The organism is Acinetobacter sp. NBRC 110496 (assembly GCF_000876115.1).
Taxonomy (GTDB): Bacteria; Pseudomonadota; Gammaproteobacteria; order Pseudomonadales; family Moraxellaceae; genus Acinetobacter.
Genome location: NZ_BBTF01000002.1, coordinates 118438 through 141855 on the forward strand (window position 1 = coordinate 118438; position 23418 = coordinate 141855).

The 23418-nt window shown below is 39.5% G+C and carries 23 protein-coding genes and 1 riboswitch; of the genes, 15 read left to right on the top strand and 8 right to left on the bottom strand.

Annotation, left to right across the window (positions count from 1 at the left end):
• Positions 1-72: 72 nt before the first annotated feature.
• Positions 73-726, bottom strand: a complete 654-nt coding sequence (locus tag Aba26S_RS01815) for a hypothetical protein (RefSeq protein WP_227541456.1) — start codon at positions 724-726, stop codon at positions 73-75.
• 512 nt (positions 727-1238) lie between these two features.
• Between Aba26S_RS01815 and Aba26S_RS01820 the strand changes: the two genes are divergently transcribed.
• Together Aba26S_RS01820 and Aba26S_RS01825 are read left to right on the top strand one after the other, a co-directional pair.
• Positions 1239-1730, top strand: a complete 492-nt coding sequence (locus tag Aba26S_RS01820) for a hypothetical protein (protein WP_043969878.1) — start codon at positions 1239-1241, stop codon at positions 1728-1730.
• Between the two features lie 137 nt (positions 1731-1867).
• Positions 1868-1957: riboswitch (glycine riboswitch) on the top strand.
• Between the two features lie 182 nt (positions 1958-2139).
• A complete protein-coding gene (locus Aba26S_RS01825) occupies positions 2140-3384 on the top strand; it encodes a D-amino acid dehydrogenase (RefSeq protein ID WP_043969879.1) in 1245 nt (414 codons plus the stop codon).
• 43 nt (positions 3385-3427) lie between these two features.
• Here the strand turns inward: Aba26S_RS01825 and Aba26S_RS01830 are convergent, their stop codons facing one another.
• Positions 3428-4075 (bottom strand): hypothetical protein, encoded by a 648-nt coding sequence (locus Aba26S_RS01830; protein WP_005241284.1) that lies wholly within the window; start codon positions 4073-4075, stop codon positions 3428-3430.
• Positions 4076-4173: 98 nt separating this feature from the next.
• On the opposite strand from Aba26S_RS01830, the gene ispF reads away from it, so the two are divergent.
• On the top strand, positions 4174-4665 hold the full coding sequence (ispF, locus tag Aba26S_RS01835; protein WP_005241285.1) for a 2-C-methyl-D-erythritol 2,4-cyclodiphosphate synthase: 492 nt from the start codon (positions 4174-4176) through the stop codon (positions 4663-4665).
• Here the strand turns inward: ispF and Aba26S_RS01840 are convergent.
• The 5 genes from Aba26S_RS01840 to glnL form a co-directional block, all read right to left on the bottom strand.
• Complete coding sequence (locus Aba26S_RS01840) at positions 4653-5177, bottom strand: protein tyrosine phosphatase family protein (protein WP_043969880.1); 525 nt, start codon at positions 5175-5177, stop codon at positions 4653-4655. The two genes, ispF and Aba26S_RS01840, sit on opposite strands and share 13 nt — an antisense overlap.
• Before the next feature lie 144 nt (positions 5178-5321).
• A complete protein-coding gene (argF, locus tag Aba26S_RS01845) occupies positions 5322-6242 on the bottom strand; it encodes an ornithine carbamoyltransferase (protein WP_005241287.1) in 921 nt (306 codons plus the stop codon).
• 112 nt (positions 6243-6354) lie between these two features.
• The gene (locus tag Aba26S_RS01850) at positions 6355-6996 is read right to left on the bottom strand and encodes a TetR/AcrR family transcriptional regulator (protein ID WP_043969881.1); all 642 of its coding nucleotides are present in this window, start codon (positions 6994-6996) and stop codon (positions 6355-6357) included.
• A gap of 145 nt (positions 6997-7141) precedes the next feature.
• Positions 7142-8635, bottom strand: a complete 1494-nt coding sequence (glnG, locus tag Aba26S_RS01855; RefSeq protein WP_005241290.1) for a nitrogen regulation protein NR(I) — start codon at positions 8633-8635, stop codon at positions 7142-7144.
• The gene (gene glnL, locus Aba26S_RS01860; protein WP_043969882.1) at positions 8622-9731 is read right to left on the bottom strand and encodes a nitrogen regulation protein NR(II); all 1110 of its coding nucleotides are present in this window, start codon (positions 9729-9731) and stop codon (positions 8622-8624) included. The genes glnG and glnL overlap by 14 nt, the downstream gene beginning before the upstream one ends.
• A 328-nt stretch (positions 9732-10059) precedes the next feature.
• Here glnL and rimO point away from each other — a divergent pair, with 328 nt between their 5' ends.
• The 12 genes from rimO (at position 10060) to lpxA (ending at position 22419) form a co-directional block, all read left to right on the top strand.
• A complete protein-coding gene (rimO, locus tag Aba26S_RS01865) occupies positions 10060-11403 on the top strand; it encodes a 30S ribosomal protein S12 methylthiotransferase RimO (RefSeq protein WP_005241294.1) in 1344 nt (447 codons plus the stop codon).
• 52 nt (positions 11404-11455) lie between these two features.
• Entirely contained in the window at positions 11456-12184 is a 729-nt protein-coding gene (gene pyrH, locus Aba26S_RS01870) for a UMP kinase (protein ID WP_005241296.1), read from the top strand.
• 77 nt (positions 12185-12261) lie between these two features.
• The gene (gene frr, locus Aba26S_RS01875; protein WP_005241297.1) at positions 12262-12816 is read left to right on the top strand and encodes a ribosome recycling factor; all 555 of its coding nucleotides are present in this window, start codon (positions 12262-12264) and stop codon (positions 12814-12816) included.
• A gap of 7 nt (positions 12817-12823) precedes the next feature.
• On the top strand, positions 12824-13573 hold the full coding sequence (uppS, locus tag Aba26S_RS01880) for a polyprenyl diphosphate synthase (protein ID WP_005241299.1): 750 nt from the start codon (positions 12824-12826) through the stop codon (positions 13571-13573).
• A 2-nt stretch (positions 13574-13575) separates the two neighbouring features.
• On the top strand, positions 13576-14406 hold the full coding sequence (locus Aba26S_RS01885; RefSeq protein ID WP_005241301.1) for a phosphatidate cytidylyltransferase: 831 nt from the start codon (positions 13576-13578) through the stop codon (positions 14404-14406).
• Complete coding sequence (ispC, locus tag Aba26S_RS01890) at positions 14407-15603, top strand: 1-deoxy-D-xylulose-5-phosphate reductoisomerase (protein WP_043969883.1); 1197 nt, start codon at positions 14407-14409, stop codon at positions 15601-15603. It begins immediately after the preceding gene.
• A 5-nt stretch (positions 15604-15608) separates the two neighbouring features.
• Positions 15609-16964, top strand: a complete 1356-nt coding sequence (rseP, locus tag Aba26S_RS01895) for an RIP metalloprotease RseP (RefSeq protein WP_043969884.1) — start codon at positions 15609-15611, stop codon at positions 16962-16964.
• Between the two features lie 36 nt (positions 16965-17000).
• Entirely contained in the window at positions 17001-19523 is a 2523-nt protein-coding gene (gene bamA / locus Aba26S_RS01900; protein WP_043969885.1) for an outer membrane protein assembly factor BamA, read from the top strand.
• Between the two features lie 44 nt (positions 19524-19567).
• Positions 19568-20068 (top strand): OmpH family outer membrane protein, encoded by a 501-nt coding sequence (locus Aba26S_RS01905; protein WP_005241310.1) that lies wholly within the window; start codon positions 19568-19570, stop codon positions 20066-20068.
• A gap of 3 nt (positions 20069-20071) precedes the next feature.
• Positions 20072-21142, top strand: coding sequence for a UDP-3-O-(3-hydroxymyristoyl)glucosamine N-acyltransferase (lpxD, locus tag Aba26S_RS01910; RefSeq protein WP_005241318.1), 1071 nt, complete (start codon positions 20072-20074; stop codon positions 21140-21142).
• Between the two features lie 6 nt (positions 21143-21148).
• Entirely contained in the window at positions 21149-21634 is a 486-nt protein-coding gene (gene fabZ / locus Aba26S_RS01915) for a 3-hydroxyacyl-ACP dehydratase FabZ (protein ID WP_043969886.1), read from the top strand.
• Positions 21631-22419, top strand: coding sequence for an acyl-ACP--UDP-N-acetylglucosamine O-acyltransferase (lpxA, locus tag Aba26S_RS01920; RefSeq protein WP_043969887.1), 789 nt, complete (start codon positions 21631-21633; stop codon positions 22417-22419). Before fabZ ends, lpxA begins: the two co-directional genes overlap by 4 nt.
• Before the next feature lie 47 nt (positions 22420-22466).
• On the opposite strand, the gene Aba26S_RS01925 is transcribed toward lpxA, so the two are convergent.
• A complete protein-coding gene (locus tag Aba26S_RS01925) occupies positions 22467-23396 on the bottom strand; it encodes an AraC family transcriptional regulator (RefSeq protein WP_043969945.1) in 930 nt (309 codons plus the stop codon).
• Positions 23397-23418: the final 22 nt, after the last annotated feature.

Here is a 23418-nt window from a genome sequence, read left to right on the forward strand (position 1 = left end):
TTCCTGAATAAAAAATCCCTCTTGAATAGAGGGATTTCTTTATAAAATAGAGATATTAAGTACTATAGTTGGTCAGGATCTATGATGTGTACAAATAAGGAAATCCAAGTACTGATACCAGCGACTAAATGCTTTAAAGACTTGTTTTATAGATTGAATTGCAATTTCACTTTCATATGTTGAGAAGGTTAGCTGATCTATGATTTTTTCTTCAGCTCCAATGGTATGACCTGTTTCTTTATGATAATGGATGTCTCCACAATAACTTAACTGGTAATTAGAATGTTGGGTGATATCTCTCAATTTTGAAAAGATGATATGACCTGTAATCTCGATTGCTTCGATAATTGCAAGTCGAATATTGGCTGGTTGGTTGTGAACTAAATGGACTAACTCGAAAAAAAGGATTTGGTTTTCTTCATTTTCTTTTGACCATAATTTTTTTAAAGTTGTCGTAAATTTTTCAGGAAGATCATAGCTTAGTTTTTCTAAATCATGCACATACCAAATCCAATGTTCGGCATCTTCTGCTGCATGTATGTTTACGAGATTTTCCAATTCATTTGTTGGTGCTTTAAATGGCAATACATATTTATTAAAGTCACCAAAGTTCATAACGAAATGGGCGATAAAAGGTAGAAATACAAGTTTATTTTTTAATGAAATGGATGTGCTGTCTAATGTATCTAATAGTTTTGATTTATCTAAGACTATACGTTCAGACATTATCAATTCTTTGATCTTAATCACTTTGATTAACTCCTACAAAGCCTATTCAGAACGGACATAAGGTAATCAGTAAATGATGTCCATTGTTTTAAAGCCTATTGAATTAATAGATATTTCACATTTTTTTAATCTTAAAAAAGCTGTGAAATGAGTAATTTTGAACTGACCTGCATGGTCAGTTCTATTATTCCAAAGGTAGAGAACGGATAGCAAACTTTTATGTATCTGCTACACGATGATGATGTAAATAATTATTCTCCATGATGTGGTAGGCAGTTGGTTAAGGTCAAAGATCTCTCTTTGACTATGTTCTATGCTTGAGATTATGATTTTGTAGGAGCTACTTAATGTGTAGAGGAAAGTCTTTAGAGCGAAACTAACATTGAATAAATTGTCATAATTGTTAGAATGATCATCTTCTTCTGTTTTTATCTTTTTTGTTTTGCCAACACTGTGCAGAGCTGAAATTAAGTTTATATAAAACAGCATTTTACCTTAGGATTTTTTTGATGCTCTCTATCTATTTAACAGATACCAAAACCAACATCCAATTTTCTGATCTTCCAAATGAAAATCCTGTTAAGTTTCTGTTGAATTTAAAGAAAATTTTTCCAAGTACGGCAGACTTACTCTTGCCTGTATTGCCAGAAGACAATAATTTGGAAAATGTGACTTGGGAAGCGACGTCAAAAGACTTTGAGGTTTTTAAAAAACTATTGGAGGGCTGGGGCATCATCGAGCTACGTTTAAGCGCGATTACCACCTATAAAGATAAAAACTTTGCCAATGAGTTAGTTAAAAAGGCTCAAATTAAACGTAAACACATCGCCCAAACTCAACCACAGTTATCGTTGATTGCCTTAGATTATGTGTTGATGCATGAGATTCATGCACTGATTGATGCTGAACTGGTGATGATTGGGGAAAAATTCTATTTACCGACATTGCGGGAGCTTTGGAAGGGACAATTCCCAGATCAAATTTTGCAATGCAAGTTTTAATTATTTAAAGCAGGCTGTCAGCCTGCTTTTTTATGATCTTAACTTTAGCCCAATAGAACAAATTTCCGTCTACAAACAATTACAAGAATTTAGTGTCTGTATTTTTAAGCGGCATATATATTGCTTATAGGGATATAAATATTATTGCGGGAGAGAAGTTCTTCAATGAACTCGCCGAAGGAGCAACGACCCCGGAAACTCTCAGGCAGAAGGACTGTAATAATAGAAATACAATCTGGAGAGCAGTGCTCAACTTGTAGAAATATACGACAACTTTATTCTTCTACGACAAACACTCACCGAAGGGGAAGGCTTAATGGTTAATTGGTAATCATCTGCCGAAACTCTCAGGTACCATGACAGATGGGGCTATGCATTAAGAAATGTGATGCATTTCTAGGAGTTTGCTATGCCACATGTTGTTGTAATTGGTGCGGGGATTACGGGTGTAACGTCTGCTTATGAATTAATTAAATTGGGTTATGAGGTGACGGTGATTGATCGCCATCTGTTTCCAGCTATGGAAACCTCTTTTGCCAATGGTGGGCAATTATCTGCCTGCAATGCGGAAGTCTGGAACCAAAAAGCAACGGTACTCAAAGGTATCAAATGGATGAGTAAGAAAGATGCACCATTATTGCTCAACCCATCTTTTAGTGTGCACAAGTATCGCTGGCTGATTGAGTTTTTGACGCATATTAAAAATTATAAAGCCAATACCATTGAAACAGTGCGTTTAGCCTTGTTGGCAAGACAACGTTTGTTTGAGGTTGCTGAAAAGGAAAATATTTCTTTTGACTTGGAAAAACGTGGCATCTTGCATATGTATCACACTAAAGAAGATTACCAAATTGCCAAGCAAGTCAATGATGTATTGGTTGAAGGGAAACTAGAACGGAATGCGATAACTCCTGAAGAAATGAAAGCCATCGAACCGACATTAACAGGTGACTATTATGGCGGATATTACACTGCCGGTGACGCAACTGGTGATATCCATAAGTATTCTGTCGGGTTGGCGGAAAGAACACAGCAATATGGTGTGAAATATTGTTTTGGCCTTGATGTTGTTGATATTAAATTTAGCCAAGACAAAGCGATTGTTCACTGTAAAAATAGCTCGGAAAATGTTAATCCAACTGCGGATGGGATTACTGAAATTATTGCTGATCTGGTTTTAGTCTGTGGGGGGGTCGGAAGCTATCAACTGGCCGATATGCTTGGGGACAGTGTCAATGTTTATCCAGTCAAAGGGTATTCGATTACCGTACAGCTCAAAGATGAGCGCAGCGTAAATAATGCACCTTGGGTGAGTTTGCTCGACGAGAGTGCAAAAATCGTGACCTCACGTTTAGGTGCAGACCGTTTACGTATTGCGGGAACAGCTGAGTTTAACGGTTACAACAGAGACATTCGTGCAGATCGTATTCAACCCTTAATTAATTGGGTAAACCAGAACTTTGATATTTCAACGGAACATGTGGTTCCATGGGCGGGTTTACGTCCCATGATGCCGAATATGTTGCCTGTGGTGAGACAAGGTAAGCAACCAAGAGTCTTTTATAATACGGGACATGGACATTTAGGCTGGACACTCTCTGCCGCAACAGCCGTATTGATCAGTCAGGAAATTGCACAAAAATTTCCAAGCTGAATAAAAAAGCCGATGTGAAAACATCGGCTTTGTCGTGTTTGGATTAGTCGTATAAGCGGTAAATACCTGTAAAGCGACTGCAATCTTTTTGCTCAGATTTAACAATTAACAGTGCTTTCTGGAAGTCCAATTGATATTGGCATTTTTTTTCATTATCAATGATTTGGCTTCTTTGTTCAGGCGTACTATAGGCGAGCAATGACTGCGTTTGGGTTTCTAGACGGTTATTCGGATTGCGATAGGCCGTTCCTTCGATTTTAAGTTTGTCTTTATCGAGCTGGTGAATCTGTAAATGAACAGGTTGCGCTGCTAGTTTACCGTGTTCATATTTTAAATAATGCTGTGTCAATGTTTGATTCATTGAGGTATAAAAATTTAAATCGTCTAAACGTGCATCAAATTGCTGTTGATAACAATTTTTACTTTTGCACTGTTGTACCTGATTTAGCCATAAGCTTTGTGTATCGTGTAATAACTGTAGTGGGGCGTCTGTTACTAAATAGGCAGTCAGAAACTTGGTATTCAGCTTCAAACGCTGCTCTTTATATTGTTTAGAGCAGATTTTATTGGCGTTTAAATCATTGCTCGTGCAGTCAATTGCTTCGGCATAGGTAAATGTTGAGCAAAAACAACTCAATGTGATGATGTAGCCAGATTTCTTTAATTGATTTCTTACAGTGTTAAACAGCATAATCACTTATACTTTCAGTCTAATTTGCTCAACGTACTATAGCGAAATAGAAAGCCTGAATACAAGATTTGTTCAGTATATTGTAAAAGGAAAATCATATGGTTGCTCAAATTCGTATTGGACAAGGGATTGACGTACATGCATTTGAAGAAGGTAATTTTGTTACTTTAGCCGGTATTCAAATTCCACATACGCATGGTTTAAAGGCGCATTCCGATGGTGATGTGGTGTTGCATGCATTAAGTGATGCGTTACTGGGTGCTTTGGCATTGGGTGATATTGGACAGCACTTTCCAGATACCGATCCAGAATACAAAGGTGCTGACAGTCGCTTGTTGCTTAAACATGTCTATCAATTGATTCTAGATCGTGGTTATCAACTCAATAATGCTGATATTACCGTTGCTTGTGAGCGTCCTAAGTTGGCTAAACATAATCTGGAAATGCGCCAGAGTATTGCAGATGTATTGGATGTTGATGTAACTCAAATCAGTATTAAAGCCACAACAACGGAAAAACTTGGTTTCACAGGTCGCCAAGAAGGGATTTTGGCGACCGCAACGGTTTTGATTTCACATCAAGCAAAATGATTGCTGTTAATCAATGATTGTTCTAGTTCTTGCGTTGCTTTACGACCTTGCAGTTGTAAAGTAATGCTATGAATTAAACCGGTCCATGTTTCGTTGGGTTCCCAAACTTGATGTAACAGCTCTTGTGCTGTTGGTAGGTCGATATTCATATAGAACTGGCGATAGAGGTACATCAAGCTACTGACACGCATATTGTCATTGCAGTGCAGCCAAATGATTTCGTTTTGCACCAGATGGTCAATCAGGTCTAAAACAAATAAGCATTGTTCAGAACAAGGTATATCCCAACCAATTGGAATGTGAATATAGTTTAATCCCAAATCTAGACAGATCTGGTCTTGCTTAGCCAGATGATTGTCAGATTGGCTGGTTGCAAGGTTAATGACTGTGCCGCAACCATACTCTTTGATTTGTTGTAATTGCTCGGCAGTCGGTTGACCAGAGCTAAACAGATGCTCATGCACCAAAGAGAAGTTTGGTATTTGAGATAAGGCTTGTTCAAGTGAAGTCATAACGTCCGCTGCATATTGAGTGAAGTTCTCACATCATGAGAAACTTATTCTAAAGGGCTGGTCTTACTATAAGTGTTTTTATTTCAGTGTTCAATTTAGAACGCACAAATAAAAAACAGCATCCAATGATGCTGTTTTTTTAACTTAATCTTTTTTAAGATTCTCATTGAGTAAGAATTCCATTAAGGCTTTTTGCGCATGCAAACGGTTTTCAGCTTCATCCCAAACCACAGCATTTTTGTGATCTAGCATATGTTCCGAAATTTCTTCGCCACGATGAGCAGGTAAACAATGCATAAACAGACAATCAGGATGAGCCAAGTCCATAAGTTTTTCATTAACTTGAAATGATAAAAACGCCTTTTCTCGTAATTTTTGTTCTTCTTCCTGTCCCATGCTGGCCCAGACATCAGTCACAATCAGATCGGCATTAACGGCAGCATCTTCGGCCTTATTAAATACTTCTACACAATCTGCAAATTCAGCTAAGAATTCAGGCTTTGGTTCATAACCTTCAGGTGTTGCAATCTTAAGCTTAAAGCCCATGAGGTGTGCAGCTTCAATATATGAATTGCACATGTTGTTACCATCACCAATCCAGGCTACGGTTTTGCCTTCAATGCTGCCACGATGTTCTTGAAAGGTTTGTAAGTCGGCAAGCAATTGACAAGGGTGGTGATCATCAGTCAGGCCATTAATCACAGGCACTGTTGAGTAAGATGCAAAGCGTTCAACAATATCGTGAGCAAAAGTACGGATCATCACGATATCGAGCATACTTGAAATCACACGTGCAGAATCTTCAATAGGTTCGCCACGGCCTAATTGTGTGTCGCGAGGTGAGAGGAAAATTGCACTCCCGCCAAATTGACAGATGCCAGCTTCAAAGGAAATTCGGGTACGTGTACTCGATTTTTCGAAAATCATTCCCAAAACTTTACCCGCAAACGGTTGAAAAAGCGTGTTGCTGTGTTGCATGCGTTTAAGCTCTTGCGCACGATCTAAAATGCGTTGCAACTCTAATGAAGATAGGTCACGTAAAGTTAGGAAATGCCGAAGCGCCATAGCTACTCCCACAATAATTATTGAATTAAAACAATAATTAATTGTTGTTTGACGAGTGGTGAATTAAAAAGAATTGACTACTATACTATACGTCTGAAAAAATGCAAAAGATTTAGACTTTTTGATGCGCTTTTAAAAAAAGATCTACTGAATAGTTAATATAATCAATAATTTCTGCATCATTGGCTGGTACGTCTAAGCCCATTAAGTTGCGCCATTCGTCGTCTCTTAAAATGCCAAAATACATCGTTGCAGAAAACTGTGGCTGTGCACAGTAAATTTCATTATTTGTATGAGCATGCTCAAGCGCAGAGGAAATCGTGTTTTGAATATTGAGAGCACATTGATTGTAGAAATAATGGGCAAGTTGAGGGTCCTTTTGCGTCTGTTCTGTAAACATTCGCATAAAGGCAATATTTTCTGGTTGGATAATGTGTTGGTAAAAACGCTGCAGGGTATGCATTAGGTAATCTCTTAAAGTACTTGTTTCTGGTGTATAAGGGTAACAGACGCCTTTAAAAAATACTTCTCTTCGATAATCGCAAATCGCGGTAAAAAGACCTTCTTTGTTACCAAAGTATTTGTAAATTGAGGTTTTAGAGCCCCCTGCATGATTGACGATATCATCCAAAGAAACTGCTTCATAACCTTTCTCTAGAAATAAATCGCTTGCACATAGTAATAAGGCAAGACGACGTTCTTCTCCACGACGAGTTTGAGGTTTGGCGCAACTCGGATAGCAAATATCAGTCATTATCTACTTTAGGTTGGTTGGGTTAATCCTAGTATAACAAAAACCATATCCATTGTATGACTATGAATTTAAGCATACGTAAGAACACTGCAACTTGAACAAAAAAAGCGAGTAACAGGGTACTCGCTTTGAATGAATATGCTTTCTAAGCAGAACGTGCTTCGTCATCCTCCTCGTCATCGGTAGAATCCATGCCAAGTTCTTTGAGTTTACGGGTTAGGGTATTACGCCCCCAGCCTAAGAGCTCAGCAGCATGGCGTTTGCGACCACGAGTTTGCTGTAATGCTGCATTGATTAGGGTGCGTTCAAACATCGGTGTGGCGATATCTAGGAGCTTCATTTCACCATTTTTAAGCTTTTGAATTGCCCATTGACCTAAGAGCTCATCCCAGTGGTGTACTGCAATACGCTCAACTAAGGCTGGACTAGTGCCTGATATTGTTTGGACATCACTGGTTTTTTGTACTGATGCCTGTTTGAGCTCGGCAGGTAAATCTTCCGGATAAACTTCACGACCAGTGATCATGACGGTCAACCAGCGGCAAGTGTTTTCTAACTGGCGAACGTTACCAGGCCAAGGTAGCTGTTGCATATAATCCGTAGTTTCAGTACGTAAGATTTTAGGACTTACCCCAAGTTCTTTTCCTGCACGAGCCAAGAAATGCTGAGCCAGCATCGGAATATCTTCGCTACGATGTGACAGTTTTGGAATGTGAATACGGATGACGTTCAGACGATGGTATAAGTCTTCACGGAAGCGTCCTTCATTCACCAGTTTTTCCAAATCTTGATGGGTTGCAGCCACGATACGTACGTCGACCTTGACAGGGATATGTCCACCGACACGGTAGAATTCACCATCTGCCAAGACACGGAGTAAACGTGTTTGTGTTTCAAAAGGCATATCGCCAATTTCATCAAGGAATAACGTACCGCCATTGGCCTGTTCAAAACGGCCTTGATGTTGGGTGTTTGCACCTGTGAACGCACCTTTTTCATGCCCAAACAACTCGGTTTCAATCAAGTCTTTGGGAATGGCCGCCATATTCAGTGCAATAAATGGTTTGGCACGACGAGGTGAGTGTTTATGTAAGGCATGAGCAACTAATTCTTTACCTGTACCAGATTCACCGTTAATAAGCACCGTAATATGTGATTGCGATAAACGCCCAATCGCACGGAAAACTTCCTGCATTGCTGGTGATTCGCCGATAATTTCCGTTGACTGTAAAGGTGATGCTGCTTTGGTGGCTTCTTGTTGTTGCAATTTATTGATATGCAAAATCGCACGATTGACCAATGCGAGTGCTTCATCGATATCAAAAGGTTTTGGTAAATATTCAAATGCACCTGTTTGATAACTTGATACAGCAGATTCTAAATCTGAATGTGCTGTCATGATGATTACAGGTAAATCTGGATGTGTGTTTTTAACCTTGGATAAGAAGGTTAGTCCATCAATACCAGGCATACGGATATCGGTAAGAATTACGTCTGGCGCATCATCATGCAGACGTTCCAGTGCAGTTTGTGCTTCTTCAAAGTTGGTGACATCAAAACCTTCTTCTTTGAACGTTTTTTCTAGTACCCAGCGCATGGCACGATCATCATCTATTACCCAAATTTTATTTCGTGACATGGTTTAACTCCCAAGGTAGATATAGGCTAAATACGGTTTTTCCTGGAACTGATTGACACTCAATCATTCCGTTATGTTGATGCATAATATTTTGAGCAATACTGAGGCCAAGTCCTGTGCCTTTAGCTCGCCCTGTTACCAGTGGATAAAAAACAGATTCGAGGATGCTTTCTGGGACACCAGGGCCATTGTCTTCGATATCAATACGAACGGCTGAGCGATTTAACACGCCATTAATGGTCACGAGACGCTGAATTCGTGTTCTTAGAGCAAGTTCTGGCTCTGACTCGATAAAAAAGTCTTTATTTTCTGTCATGGCCTGTACTGCATTAACACTGATGTTAAGCATGACCTGAATCAACTGATCACGATCTGCCATCACATCGGGTAACGACAGGTCATAGTCACGGGTAATCTTGATTTTTTTCTTGGTCTGGTTGGCGATCAGTGAGCGAACACGTTCCAAGGGTTCATGCACATTGACCAGCTCGTAACTAGGAAGTTGACGCGAGCCAAGCATGGTATCCGCTAAATTGGTGAGTCGATCAACTTCACTAATAATGATGTCGGTAAACTCACGATAGCTATCATCACCTAAACTACGTGCCAGTAATTGAGTTGCGCCACGAATACCCGCTAACGGATTTTTGATCTCATGAGCCACACCGCGAACCAGTTGTCGTGCAACTTGATGCTGTTGAACCAAATTTTCTTCTTTTGAAATTTTTAACATCCGATCGATCGGATTGAGTTCAATCAGCAGTAAGGGGTGATAGCTTTTACCTGCATTAAGTTGAGAAGCGGTGTAATCAACATGAATGGGTTTGAAATTTACATTAATCACTGCTTCGCGACGGGTATAATGCTGCCCACTTTGTAATGTGTTTAATAAAGCTTCATGAGTGTTGAACGCGTCATCATGCGCATGTAGTAAATTTAATACAGGCTGACCCGAAGCGCGCAGCAAGCTGATATCAAATAATGCTTCACAAGCAGAATTTAAATAAAAAATATTAAGCTTACTATCGACCAATAATATGGCAGTTGTCAGATTATCTACTAAAAGTCGATAGTCGATAGGGTTCTGTTGATCCATTTGTGAATCGTCCTGTTTTAAAATGGCGCAATAAATATAAATTTTAATGAAGAGCCATTAACTTCTAAAATGTACTTTAAGCAAAATACAAGCCAACTTTCTATTAACTAAATTTCAATCACTTAATTCTGGAAATATCGATTTATACGGTATTTTTCACATACATCTGCATATTTCAATATTTTATTATGTTCCAAATTGGTGCGTTGTTGGTTTTTATTTAAATTTTTGGTTGTATTTTGGTGCATTACACAAAGAGATGGCTTTGCTGCTATGCGAAGACAAAGAAAAGTCATACAATACGCCGATTCAAGTGGAGCGCAGATTCATGAAGACCCCCAAAGTCGGTTTTGTATCTTTAGGTTGTCCTAAGGCATTGGTAGATTCTGAACGAATTTTAACTCAGTTAAAGACTGAAGGTTATCAAGTTGCATCAGATTATGACGGTGCAGATTTGGTTGTTGTTAACACCTGTGGTTTTATTGAATCTGCAGTGCAAGAGTCTTTAGACGCCATTGGCGAAGCCATGAGCGAAAACGGTCGAGTGATCGTAACGGGCTGCCTAGGTAAAGATGAAGACAAAATTCGCCAGATGCATCCCAATGTACTTAAGGTTACAGGAGCAGCTGCCTATCAAGATGTGATGGAAGCAGTACACGAATATGTACCTGCACCACCAAAACACAACCCATTTATTGATTTAGTACCAGAGCAAGGTGTTCGTTTAACACCAAAGCATTATGCCTATTTGAAAATATCAGAAGGCTGTAACCACCGTTGTACATTCTGCATTATCCCAAGCATGCGTGGAGACTTAGTCTCTCGTCCTGTAGGTAAAGTATTGGATGAAGCAGCTGCACTTAAACGTGCTGGTGTAAAAGAAGTCTTGGTGATTTCTCAAGATACTTCTGCTTATGGTGTGGATACCAAGTATAAGTTGGACTTCTGGAATGGCCAGCCAGTCAAAACCAAGTTCTATGACATGTGTGAAGCACTTGGACAGTTGGGTATCTGGGTGCGTTTACATTATGTTTATCCATATCCACACGTAGATGCTGCCATTGACTTGATGGCGCAAGGTAAAATCCTCCCTTATTTAGATATTCCTTTTCAGCACGCCAGTCCGCGCATCTTAAAATTGATGAAGCGACCAGCTCATAGTGAAAATACATTAGAGCGCCTTAAATTGTGGCGTGAAAAATGCCCTGAATTGGTGATTCGTTCAACATTCGTTGTAGGTTTTCCAGGGGAAACAGAAGAAGATTTCCAGATTTTATTAGAATGGTTGAAAGAAGCTCAACTTGATCGTGTTGGTTGTTTTACTTATTCGCCTGTAGAAGGTGCAACTGCGAATGATCTGCCTGATCATGTGCCAGAAGAAATCAAGCAAGATCGTTATGAGCGTTTTATGGAAGTTCAACAGGCGATTTCTGCGGCCAAATTGCAAAAACGTATTGGTCAGACAATGACGGTGCTTGTCGACAGTCTGGAAGAAGAATTTCCAGTGGCTGTTGCGCGTTCCTATGCAGATGCACCAGAAATTGATGGCAATGTTTTTGTTGAAGATATTGATAAGAGCGTGATTAAAGCAGGTGATTTGCTTGAAGTCGAAATTACGGATGCAGATGAATATGATTTGTTTGCAAAGTTAATTCAGATTAAATCTGCTTGAGATTGAATTAAATTTAAGAAAACTTTGAGATTGGTCGGTTTGGAGTAAAGGTATGTCAGCGTCTAAAAATCCACGTTATGCACGAATTTTGCTAAAGCTTTCGGGTGAAGCTTTAGCGGGTAATAAAGATATGGGTATTGATGCCCAAGTGTTGGATCAGATGTCGCTTTCGATTGCACACTTGGTCGGTTTAGGCGTACAAGTGGGTATCGTTGTTGGTGGTGGTAACTTGTATCGTGGTAGCCAACTACAGAAAGATGGTCTGGTGGGTCGTGTAACGGGTGACCAGATGGGTATGTTAGCGACAGTGATGAACGGTTTGGCAATGCGTGATGCATTGGTGCGTCGTAATATTAGAACACGTTTAATGTCAGCATTATCAATCGGTACTGTGGTTGAGCCTTATTCAAGCCGTGATGCGATTCGTCACTTGAGTCAAGGTGAAGTTTGCGTATTTGTTGCCGGTACAGGGAATCCATTCTTTACTACAGATACAGCAGCTTGCTTACGCGGTATCGAGATTGAGGCAAACTTGATCTTGAAAGCGACCAAAGTGGATGGTGTTTATAACAAAGATCCAAGCAAATATGATGATGCAGTTAAATATGACAATTTAACTTTCGATCAAGTGCTGGATGAAAAGCTTGGTGTGATGGATTTGACAGCAATTTGTTTATGTCGTGATCACAATGTGCCATTGCAAGTTTTTGATATGAACAAATCTGGTGCATTACTTTCTGTCGTAATGGGCGAAAAAGAGGGTACTCACGTTACGAATTAATGTACGTGAGCCATAAAGCTCTTTATACTAATGTTTAAATATTTTGTAATACCTAATGAATAAGTAAGGAAGATCATATGATTAACGATCTCAAACAAGATAGCGAACAGCGTATGCAAAAGTCGCTTGACTCGTTAGAGTTAGGCTTTGCCAAAGTTCGTACAGGTCGTGCGCACCCATCAATTTTAAATGGTGTGATGGTTTCTTACTACGGCTCTGATGTTCCATTAAATCAAGTGGCAAATATTGGGCTTGAAGATTCGCGTACGCTGTTAGTTCAACCATTTGAACGCTCAATGGTTGCTGCAATTGATAAAGCGATTCGTGAAGCGGGTTTGGGACTAAATCCTATTACTGCTGATGCAATCCGTGTACCAATGGCTGCATTAACAGAAGAAACTCGTCGTGATATGCAAAAAGTTGCGCGTGCGGAAGCTGAAAATGCCAAAGTTGCGATTCGTAATATCCGTCGTGATGTATTAGGTGATATCAAAGCATTATTGAAAGAAAAAGAAATTTCTGAAGATGATGATCGCCGTGCATCGGATGAAATTCAGAAAATTACTGATAAATATGTTGCAGAGGTTGATAAACGTCTTGCAGCGAAAGAAGCAGAATTGATGAAGGTCTGATTCTATTATGACCTTGCAAGAAGAATCGCTTCTTCCTCAACATGTTGCCATCATTATGGATGGCAACAATCGTTTTGCTAAAAAAAAGCAAATGCAAAAAGGTGATGGGCATCGGGAAGGCAAAAATGTCTTGGATCCTATTGTTGAACATTGCAAAAAAGAGGGTGTACGTGCTTTAACGGTTTTTGCATTTTCAAGTGAAAATTGGAATCGGCCACAATACGAAGTAGAGTTGTTGATGAAGTTGTTAGAAGAGACAATTCATGAACAATTACCCCGTATGGAAAAGTTCAATATCTCGTTACGTTTTATTGGTGATCGTGCCCGATTATCGAGTGAGTTGCGTGATCTCATGCAATACGCAGAGCAAAAAACGGCAGCTTTTAATTCCATGACTTTAACCATTGCGATTAGCTATGGGGGAATGTGGGATATGGCACATGCTGCAAAGCTTATTGCTCAAGATGCACTTGCTGGAAAAGTTCAAGCAGATCAGATAAATGTTGATTTATTTGATAAATATGTCAGTCTAAATGATCTACCTGCTGTTGATTTGTTAATTCGCACGGGCGGAGATTACCGTTTGTCTAACTTCTTGTTGTGGCAAGCTGCGTATGCGGAATTATATTTTACCGATACGTTGTGGCCAGAATTTACAATAGAAGAGTTAGATCACGCATTTCGTGTTTTTTCAGGACGTGAAAGACGCTTTGGTAAAACCTCAGAACAGATTCAACAAGCGAAAATCGAGAATTAATAATGTTAGAGCGGATTATTACCGCATTGGTGTTAGTTGCTGTTGTTTTAAGTTGCATGTTTGCAACGCAATCACATTATCCAATGTTTATACTGATGATTTTAGCCGCAGGGGTTGCAGGTTACGAATGGTTTAAGCTTATGCCTCGAACAACTGCATCTGCATCGGTCTCAAAACCTAAGGCTTGGATCTATGGCGGATGCGTTGCGGCTGTATCCACACTAGCATTATTTTTTGATGATGTAGCGCTTTTGCTGTGGGCTGCCTCTATTCTCACTTGGTTGGGCAGTATCTATTGGGTTAAGAACTTTCCTGAATCGGATAGCTGGTACAATGCATCCTTATATATCGTTGGATTTATTCTGATTTCTGCTGCTGTTACAGCGCTCTATGCGGTCTGGCATAGTTCACCGTGGTGGTTGATGTATTTGTTCTTGTTGGTTTGGGGGGCTGATAGTGGTGCATACTTTGTCGGCCGTAAATTTGGTAAGAAAAAACTTGCACCATTTGTGAGTCCAAACAAATCTGTTGAAGGTCTTTATGGTGGTATCGCTACAACTGTGCTAATTATGTTGGTTGTGCAATATTCCTACTTAAATTTAACTGCCGTACAGCTTATTTTGTTCTTAATCCTATCGATTGTTACTGTGTTTGCTTCCGTGTTGGGCGATTTGTTTGAATCAATGATTAAACGCCGTGCAGGAATTAAAGATTCTGGTCGGGTTCTTCCAGGGCATGGCGGTGTGTTGGATCGTATCGATTCTTTACTTGCTGCAGCACCGATTTTTGCAACGGGTATGTATATATTAAAACTTATTGGTGTAGATCTTTAAATGACTCAAGCTGTTTGTATATTGGGTGTTACGGGTTCAATTGGACAAAGTACTTTAAAAGTATTGGAACAACACCCAGACCAATACACTGTATTTGCAGTCTCTGCATATAGTCGTTTAGATGAACTTTTAGAAATTTGTAAAAAATATCATCCAAAAATTGTGGTTGTGCCGAATGATAAAGCATTTGAGTTACAGCAAAAATTCAATCAAGAACATCTAAAACAGATTGAAATTTTAACGGATGAATCGGGTTTAATTGCAATTGCTGAACATGCTGATGTTGATATTGTTATGGCAGCAATTGTTGGGGCTGCGGGTTTACTGCCAACTTTGGCGGCAGTAAAAGCAGGTAAACGTGTTTTGCTTGCCAATAAAGAAGCCTTGGTGATGTCTGGTGACATTATGATGCAGGCAGCACGTGATCATCATGCGCTATTGTTACCTGTAGACTCTGAGCATAATGCTATCTTTCAGTCTTTACCCCACGATTATTTAAATGCAGAAAGAACAGGACAGCCCCAGCTCGGGGTGTCTCAGATTTTGCTGACCGCATCAGGTGGGCCTTTTCTGAATCATTCTTTGGAACAGTTGCATGATGTTACTCCTCAACAAGCTTGTAAACATCCAAATTGGTCAATGGGACAAAAAATCTCTGTTGATTCTGCAACATTAATGAATAAAGGCTTAGAATTGATCGAAGCTTGTCATTTGTTTTCAATATCAGAACATTTTGTTACAGTTGTTGTTCATCCACAAAGTATTATTCATTCCATGGTGCAATATGTGGACGGATCAACTTTGGCGCAAATGGGTAATCCAGATATGTGTACGCCGATTGCACATGCATTGGCTTGGCCAAAACGTTTGGCAACACATGTCCCGGCACTGAATTTGTTTGAGACAGCTCAATTGAATTTTCAGTCACCTGATATTGTTAAATTTCCTGCATTAGGTTTAGCGCGTCAGGCGATGCGTGCAGGTGGTTTGGCACCGACGATTTTAAATGCGGCAAATGAAATGGCAGTTGCAGCATTTTTACAGAAAAAGATTCGATTTACTGAGATTACTCAGGTAGCCGAGAATACTTTGCAAACTGTACAAAATGCTAAAGCAGAAAATATAGACATCATTTTACAGACTGATATGATCGCAAGACAAATTGCAGAAAAGTATATTGTGGGTATAGGAGGCTAAATCGTATGAATGCACTATTTATGATTGTTGCAGCGATTTTATTGCTTGGTCCTCTGATCGCAATTCACGAATTTGGTCATTATTGGGTCGCACGTAAATTAGGCGTTAAAGTTCTGGTCTATTCGATTGGTTTTGGTCCAACTTTACTGAAATGGCAATCTAAGAAATCAGGCATCCAATATCAACTTTCTGCTTTACCACTTGGTGGTTATGTCAAGATGCTGGATGAACGTGAAGGAAATGTTGCAGAGCAAGATTTACCTTATGCGTTTAACCGCCAGTCTCCATGGAAACGTATTGCAATTGTTGCTGCTGGCCCTTTGATTAATCTGATTTTTGCTGTGTTCCTGTTTTGGATTTTATTCTTACCTGCACAAGAGCAACTGAATACGCGTATCGGGAAAATCATGCCGAATACGCCAGCAGCACAAGTTGACTTACACGTGGGTGATAAAGTGTTGATGGTCGATGGTAAAGCGACCGCTACGTGGGAAAAACTGAATTATGCTTTGGTTAATCGTGTAGGTGAGACTGGTCAGCTTTCAATTGTTGTTGATCGTGCCGGTGCAGAAAAGCAGTTTAGTCTACCAATCAAAGAATTTTTAAAAGATCAAAGTCAATCTCCTTTGGATGTATTGGGGTTTTTGCCTTACCGTCCTGTTATTCCAGCCACAGTCAAAGAACTGAGTGCGGATGGCGCTGCAATCCGTCAAGGGATGAAAGCGGGTGACCAGATTGTAGCAATTGATAATGTTGCAATGAAAGATTGGTTTGATGTTGTCGATGTTGTTCAAAAATCACCAGAAAAGCTATTGAATATTGATGTGATACGTCAAGGTCAATTGGTGCATTTGCAGGTAATGCCTCAAGGGCAACGCGACAATATGGGTAATACGACTGGGATGCTTGGTGTGAAAAGCGATGCAGGCAAGATCACGATTCCAAATGACTACAAGCAAACCATTCAATACTCACCTGTTGAAGCGCTTGGTGTTGCTTTCGAGAAGACAACACAGCTTTCAGGTATGATTTTTAACTCTATCATCAAAATGGTGCGTGGATTAATTGGTTTAGATAATCTTTCTGGTCCAATCACGATTGCGAAAGTGGCGGGGCAAAGTGCAGAAATGGGATGGCAAACGTTTATCTCATTTATGGCTTTAATGAGTGTGAGTTTGGGGATTCTAAATTTACTACCGATCCCAATGCTGGATGGTGGTCATTTGGTGTATTACTTTATTGAAGCAATTCGTGGTAAACCTGTTTCTGAACAAATACAGATGTTTGGTCTAAAAGTTGGTATGGTACTGCTCGGTAGCATGATGCTTTTGGCTTTATTTAACGACTTCATGCGTTTATAAAAAAACGCAAATGGAATTTAACTTACTGGAAAATATATGGGCATGCGTCACACACATTTATTAATGCCTTTGGCACTGGTTAGTGCGATGGCAGTGGTACAACAAGCATACGCTGCAGATGAGTTTCTTGCACAAGATATACGAATTGATGGCTTAGTGCGTTTAACACCTGCAAGTATCTATTCTATGTTACCGATAAATAGTGGCGATAGAGTTAGTGATCCGATGATTGCTGAGGCAATCCGTACTTTATATGCTTCAGGTTTATTTGATGACATTAAAGCTTTTAAAGAAAATAATGTATTAGTCTTTAAAGTTGTTGAACGTCCAGTTATCTCTAAATTGGAGTTCAAAGGCAATAAACTCATTCCAAAAGAAGCCTTAGAACAAGGTTTAAAGAAGATGGGGATTGCTGAGGGTGAAGTTTTCAAAAAGTCTGCGTTGCAGGTGATTGAAACTGAGCTAGAACAACAATATACCCAGCAAGGTCGTTATGATGCAGATGTAACTGTTGAAACAGTTGCACGTCCAAATAACCGCGTTGAATTAAAGCTGAACTTCAATGAAGGTACAGCCGCGAAAGTATTCGATATCAATATTATCGGTAATACCGTCTTTAGTGATAGCGATATCAAGCAAGCTTTCGCGGTTAAAGAAAGTGGTTGGGCTTCAATTGTTACGCGTAATGACCGTTATGCGCGTGAGAAAATGGCAGCAAGTCTAGAAGCTTTACGTGCTTTATATTTAAACAAAGGTTATATCAATTTTAATATCATCAACTCACAGTTAAACATCAGTGAAGATAAGAAACATATCTTTATTGAGGTTTCGGTGGATGAAGGCAGCCAGTTTAAATTTGGCGAAACAAAGTTCCTCGGTGATGCACTTTATAAGCCAGAAGAGTTAACAGCGCTTAAATTGTATAAAGATGGCGAAACCTATTCACAAGAAAAAGTGAATGCAGTTAAGCAACTTCTTTTGCGTAAATATGGTAATGCAGGCTATTACTATGCTGAAGTGAATGTTGTGCCTGAGATTAATAATCAAACAGGTATTGTTAACCTGAATTATTATATTAATCCTGGTCAGCAAGTAACCGTTCGTCGTATTAACTTCACGGGGAATAGTAAAACTGCGGATGAAGTACTACGTCGTGAAATGCGTCAAATGGAGGGTGCATTAGCAAGCAACGAGAAAATAGACCTTTCTAAAGTCCGTTTAGAGCGTACAGGCTTCTTTAAAACCGTTGATGTTAAACCTGTTCGTGTACCAAATTCACCAGATGAAGTGGATTTGAATGTGAATGTTGAAGAACAACATTCTGGTACGACAACACTTGCGGTCGGCTATTCACAAAATGGTGGTGTAACCTTCCAGGCTGGTTTAAGTCAGACTAACTTTATGGGGACGGGTAATCGTGTAGCGATTGATTTATCACGTTCTGAAACGCAAGATTACTATAACTTAAGTGTGACTGATCCATACTTCACCATTGATGGCGTGAGTCGTGGTTATAACGTTTACTATCGTAAGACCAAGCTAAACAAAGACTATAACGTCAACAACTATGTCACTGATAGTATTGGTGGTAGTGTAAGTTTTGGTTATCCAATTGATGAAAACCAAAGTTTAAGTGCCTCTTTAGGAATTGATCAAACGAAAGTGCGTACTGGTCCAAATGTTTCGACCTATATTCGTGACTATTTGCTAGCAAATGGTGGTAAGACTACAGGTTATGGTAGTTATTGCCCAACAGAAGATTTAGCGAAAGATGATAAAGGAAATTATACTGGTGCATGTAATCCTGGCAAAGACATTCCTTATGGGAATGCTTTTGAAGGCACTTTCTTAACCTATAACTTGAACTTGGGTTGGTCGTATAACACCTTGAACCGTCCAATTTTCCCGACCTCGGGTATGTCACATCGTGTTGGTCTTGAAATTGGTTTACCGGGTAGTGATGTCGATTACCAAAAATTAACCTACGATGCACAGGCATTTAAATCACTTTGGGGTGGGTTTGTACTGCGCGGTTACGGTAAGTTAGGTTATGGTAATGATCTACCATTCTATAAGAACTTCTATGCAGGTGGTTATGGTTCAGTTCGCGGTTATGATAACAGCACACTGGGACCTAAGTATCCAAGTGTAATTTTCCGTGAGACTGGGCAAAATGACCCTAGCCCAGAAGAAGTAGGTGGTAATGCATTGGTTCAATTTGGTACCGAATTAGCACTTCCTTTACCATTTAAAGGCGATTGGACACGTCAAGTACGACCAGTAGTTTTTGCTGAAGGTGCACAAGTATTTGATACACAATGTAAAATACCAAGTTCATCGCAAACACCTTTGATTAATGGTCAGCCTCAAGTTGACCTCAAACAGTATTGCAAAGATAACAATGGCTTTGATTTTGGCAATATGCGCTATAGCGTAGGTGTAGGTTTCACATGGATTACCATGATTGGTCCTTTATCGCTTAGCTACGCATATCCGCTAAATGATAAAAAAGGCGATGAGACGAAGTCTATCCAATTTGAAATCGGTCGTACTTTCTAAGTACGGCCTTGTTTAGTGCTGTAAAATATATAAAGGATGCAAAAATGAAAAAATTAACAATGCTCATGTTAGGGTTAGGCTTCACGGTTTCTGCAACTGTAAATGCTGCAGGTCTAGCAGTAGTAGATTTAGCTAAGGTTGTGGAAAGCAGCACTTATCTTAAGCAGCAAAATGCAAGCTTAACTCAGTCAGTAAAACCAACATCGACTAAACTTGAGCAATTGGGTAAAGAATTAGAATCTTTGCAGCAAAAAGCACAGACTGATGGTCAAAAAATGAATCAAGCTGATATTCAAAAGCTTACTGCACAATATCAGTCGAAACTCAGTGAATTCAATTCAACGCAACAAGGTTTACAGACCAAAGTTCAGTCAAGTTTACAGGCAATGAACACGACTTTTGAAACACGCGTGAAGCAGGCAGCTGAACAATTGCGTAAAGAGAATAATTTAGACTTCATTTTAAATAAAAATTCTGCGATTGCCTCTGACGCGCAGTATGATTTAACTGATAAAATGATTCAAAAGGTTAATGCAATTAAATAATCAATGAATAGACGTACTTATCGTTTAGAAGAAATTGCTCACCTTGTCAAAGGTGAGCAATTTGGTCTGAAAGACTTTCAAATTGCTAACTTGGCAAGTTTAGAGCATGCGCAAAAGCAGCATATCTGTTTTGTGAATGGCGAGAAATATTTGGCGCAAGCCGAAGCGAGTCAAGCAGGTGCATATATAGTTACAGCAGCTATGAAACAACAGCTTGCGAGTAAACAGAACTTTATTGTCGTTGATAATCCTTATCTAGCTTTTGCCACACTCACACATTTATTTGAAAATAAGATTGCTGAACGAGGCATTGAAAGCACTGCACAAATTCATCCTTCAGCAATAATTGCTGATGATGCTTATATTGGGCATTATGTGGTTATCGGCGAAAATTGTGTGGTTGGTAATAATAGTATTATTCAGGCACATGCTTTTCTTGATGATCAGGTTGAAATCGGTAAAGATTGCTTTATTGATGCCCATGTCACGATAACAGGTGCAGCACAGTTAAAAGATCGTGTCAGAATTCATGCCAACACCGTAATTGGAACTGAAGGTTTTGGTTTTGCCCCTTATCAGGGCAAGTGGCATCGGATTGCACAATTGGGTTCAGTTCGTATCGGAAATGATGTCCGTATTGGTTCGAATTGTAGTATAGATCGTGGTGCATTAGACGACACGGTTTTGGAGGATGGTGTCATTATTGATAACCTTGTGCAAATTGCCCATAATGTTCATATTGGTGAAAATACAGCGATTGCCGCTAATTGCGGAATTGCTGGAAGTGCCCGCATTGGCAAAAACTGTATCATAGGTGGCGCATCAGGTGTGGTAGGTCACCTTACAATTGCGGATAATGTGATACTTACAGGCATGTCAATGGTCACAAAAAATATTTCTGAGGCCGGAACTTATTCTTCTGGGATAGGACTTTTTGAAAATAGTCATTGGAAAAAGACCATTGTACGCTTAAGACAATTAGCAGATGTGCCATTGACCCAAATCACTAAAAGACTTGATCATATGCAAGCTCAATTAGAGTCCCTTGAATCAACCTTTAAGTTGCGTAAATAATTTATTATGACTGAGTCTACTTCTCCAGCATTTACAATGCCTGAATTACCGATGGATATTCTTACGATTCGTGAATATTTACCCCATCGTTATCCATTTTTATTAGTCGACCGCGTTACAGAAGTAACCGAGAACAGTATTATTGGTTATAAAAACGTTTCGATTAATGAAGAGTTTTTACAAGGGCATTTCCCGACTTATCCAATCATGCCAGGTGTACTCATTATTGAAGCTTTAGCACAAGTTTCGGGTATATTGGGTTTTGTCTTAACTAATCAAAAGCCAAAAGCAGGTTCGTTGTTCTTGTTTGCAGGTGCAGAAAAAATCAGATTTAAGAAACAGGTCGTTGCAGGAGACCAGCTTATCTTAAAATCTGAGCTTGTAATGCAAAAACGTGGCATTTACAAGTACAATTGCACCGCTAGTGTCGATGGTAAGGTTGCCGCGACAGCAGAGATTATTATTTCCCACCAGAAAATTGAGCAGACATGAGTAGTCAAAATTTAATACATCCTACAGCAATTATTGACCCGTCTGCAGAAATCGCATCTGATGTACAAATTGGTCCGTATTGTATTGTGGGTCCAAATGTAAGTATTGACTCTGGTACTAAGTTACATTCACATGTTGTTATTGGTGGTTTTACCAGAATTGGTAAAAATAATGATCTTTTCCAGTTCTCAAGTATTGGGGAAATTTGCCAAGATTTAAAATATCAAGGCGAAGAAACATGGTTAGAGATTGGTGATAATAACAAGATTCGCGAGCATTGTACCTTACATCGTGGAACAGCTCAGGATCATGGTGTTACCAAGATTGGAAGCCATAACCTATTGATGGTGAATACGCATATTGCACATGACTGTGTGATAGGGAACCATAACATTTTTGCCAATAATGTCGGTATTGCTGGACATGTACATGTCGGTGATCATGTGATTGTTGGTGGTAATGCTGGTATTCATCAGTTCTGTAAGATCGATTCTTATAGCATGATTGGTGGAGCTGCTTTGATTCTTAAAGATGTTCCAGCTTATGTCATGGCGTCTGGAAATCCAGCACGCGCATACGGGATGAATATTGAAGGCATGCGCCGTAAAGGCTGGTCTCGCGATACAATCCAAGGTTTAAGAGAAGCTTATAAACTGATTTATAAATCTGGTTTGACAACTGAGCAGGCGATCGAGCAGATTCGTGACGAAATTTTAGTGAAGACGCCTGAGGCGCAATTGTTTATTGACTCATTAGAGCAATCGACACGTGGTATTGTGCGTTAAGTGATTGTAATAATAAAAAAGACACTACGGTGTCTTTTTTTACGGGCCTAGTTTGCTTCAATAAATTGCTGCCGATATTGTTTTGGGGACACATCAAATGTACGTTTAAATGCCTGACTAAAAGCAGTTTCAGATGAATAGCCAACTTTATTGGCAATTTGCTGAATCGAATAGTTACTTTTACGCAAATATTGACTTGCCAAGCGCATACGATGCTGTTGTAAATAGGCCAGTGGAGATTCGCCAATCACTTCGTGGAATAGGCTGGCAAACTTTGAACGTGACATACAACATTGTTCAGCAAGTAGCTCGACTGTCCAGGCTTCTTCAGGGTGATTGTGAATCGCCGCCAGACTATTACTGAGTTCGGGATGGTTTAAAGCACTGAGCCAGCCATGCTGAGTTGAAATTTGTTGGATATGATCCCGAATGCATTTGATTAATAGAGTATTCACGAGATGATCGATAATAATATCTCGGCCTGCTTGAATATTTTGGGTCTCTAAAGCAAGAAAGTGTAGACCGATTTGTAACCATTCTGGCGCATTGGTATCACCATGTTGAAGATGAATTAATTGCGGTAATGCCTGAATAAATGGACGTGCCATTATGGTATCAATTTGACAACGAACAGTTAAAATTAAGTTTTTCTTAGATGAATGTGTTCCAAATTCAATCGCTTCTTCTTTGTGGCCATGGAAAAACTTTGAAATATCGACGGCATCAACCAGTTTGGTAATCGCATTATCTGCACCTGTATGTGCTTTCCCTGATGGAATAACCACAATTTCACCAGCATGTGCAGTTAAACTATTTTGTGCGTCAATTTGAATAAAAACAGAACCAACTAGAACAATGTGAACAATTAACGCAGTTTGATCTTGGCAGAAAAAACTCCATTCTCCTTGAGTTTTCAAGTAGATATATTCAGTGTGATTTAAATGTATATCAGCAAATATTTTACTTAAAGCATCCATATGATTTTTAAATGGGGTATTC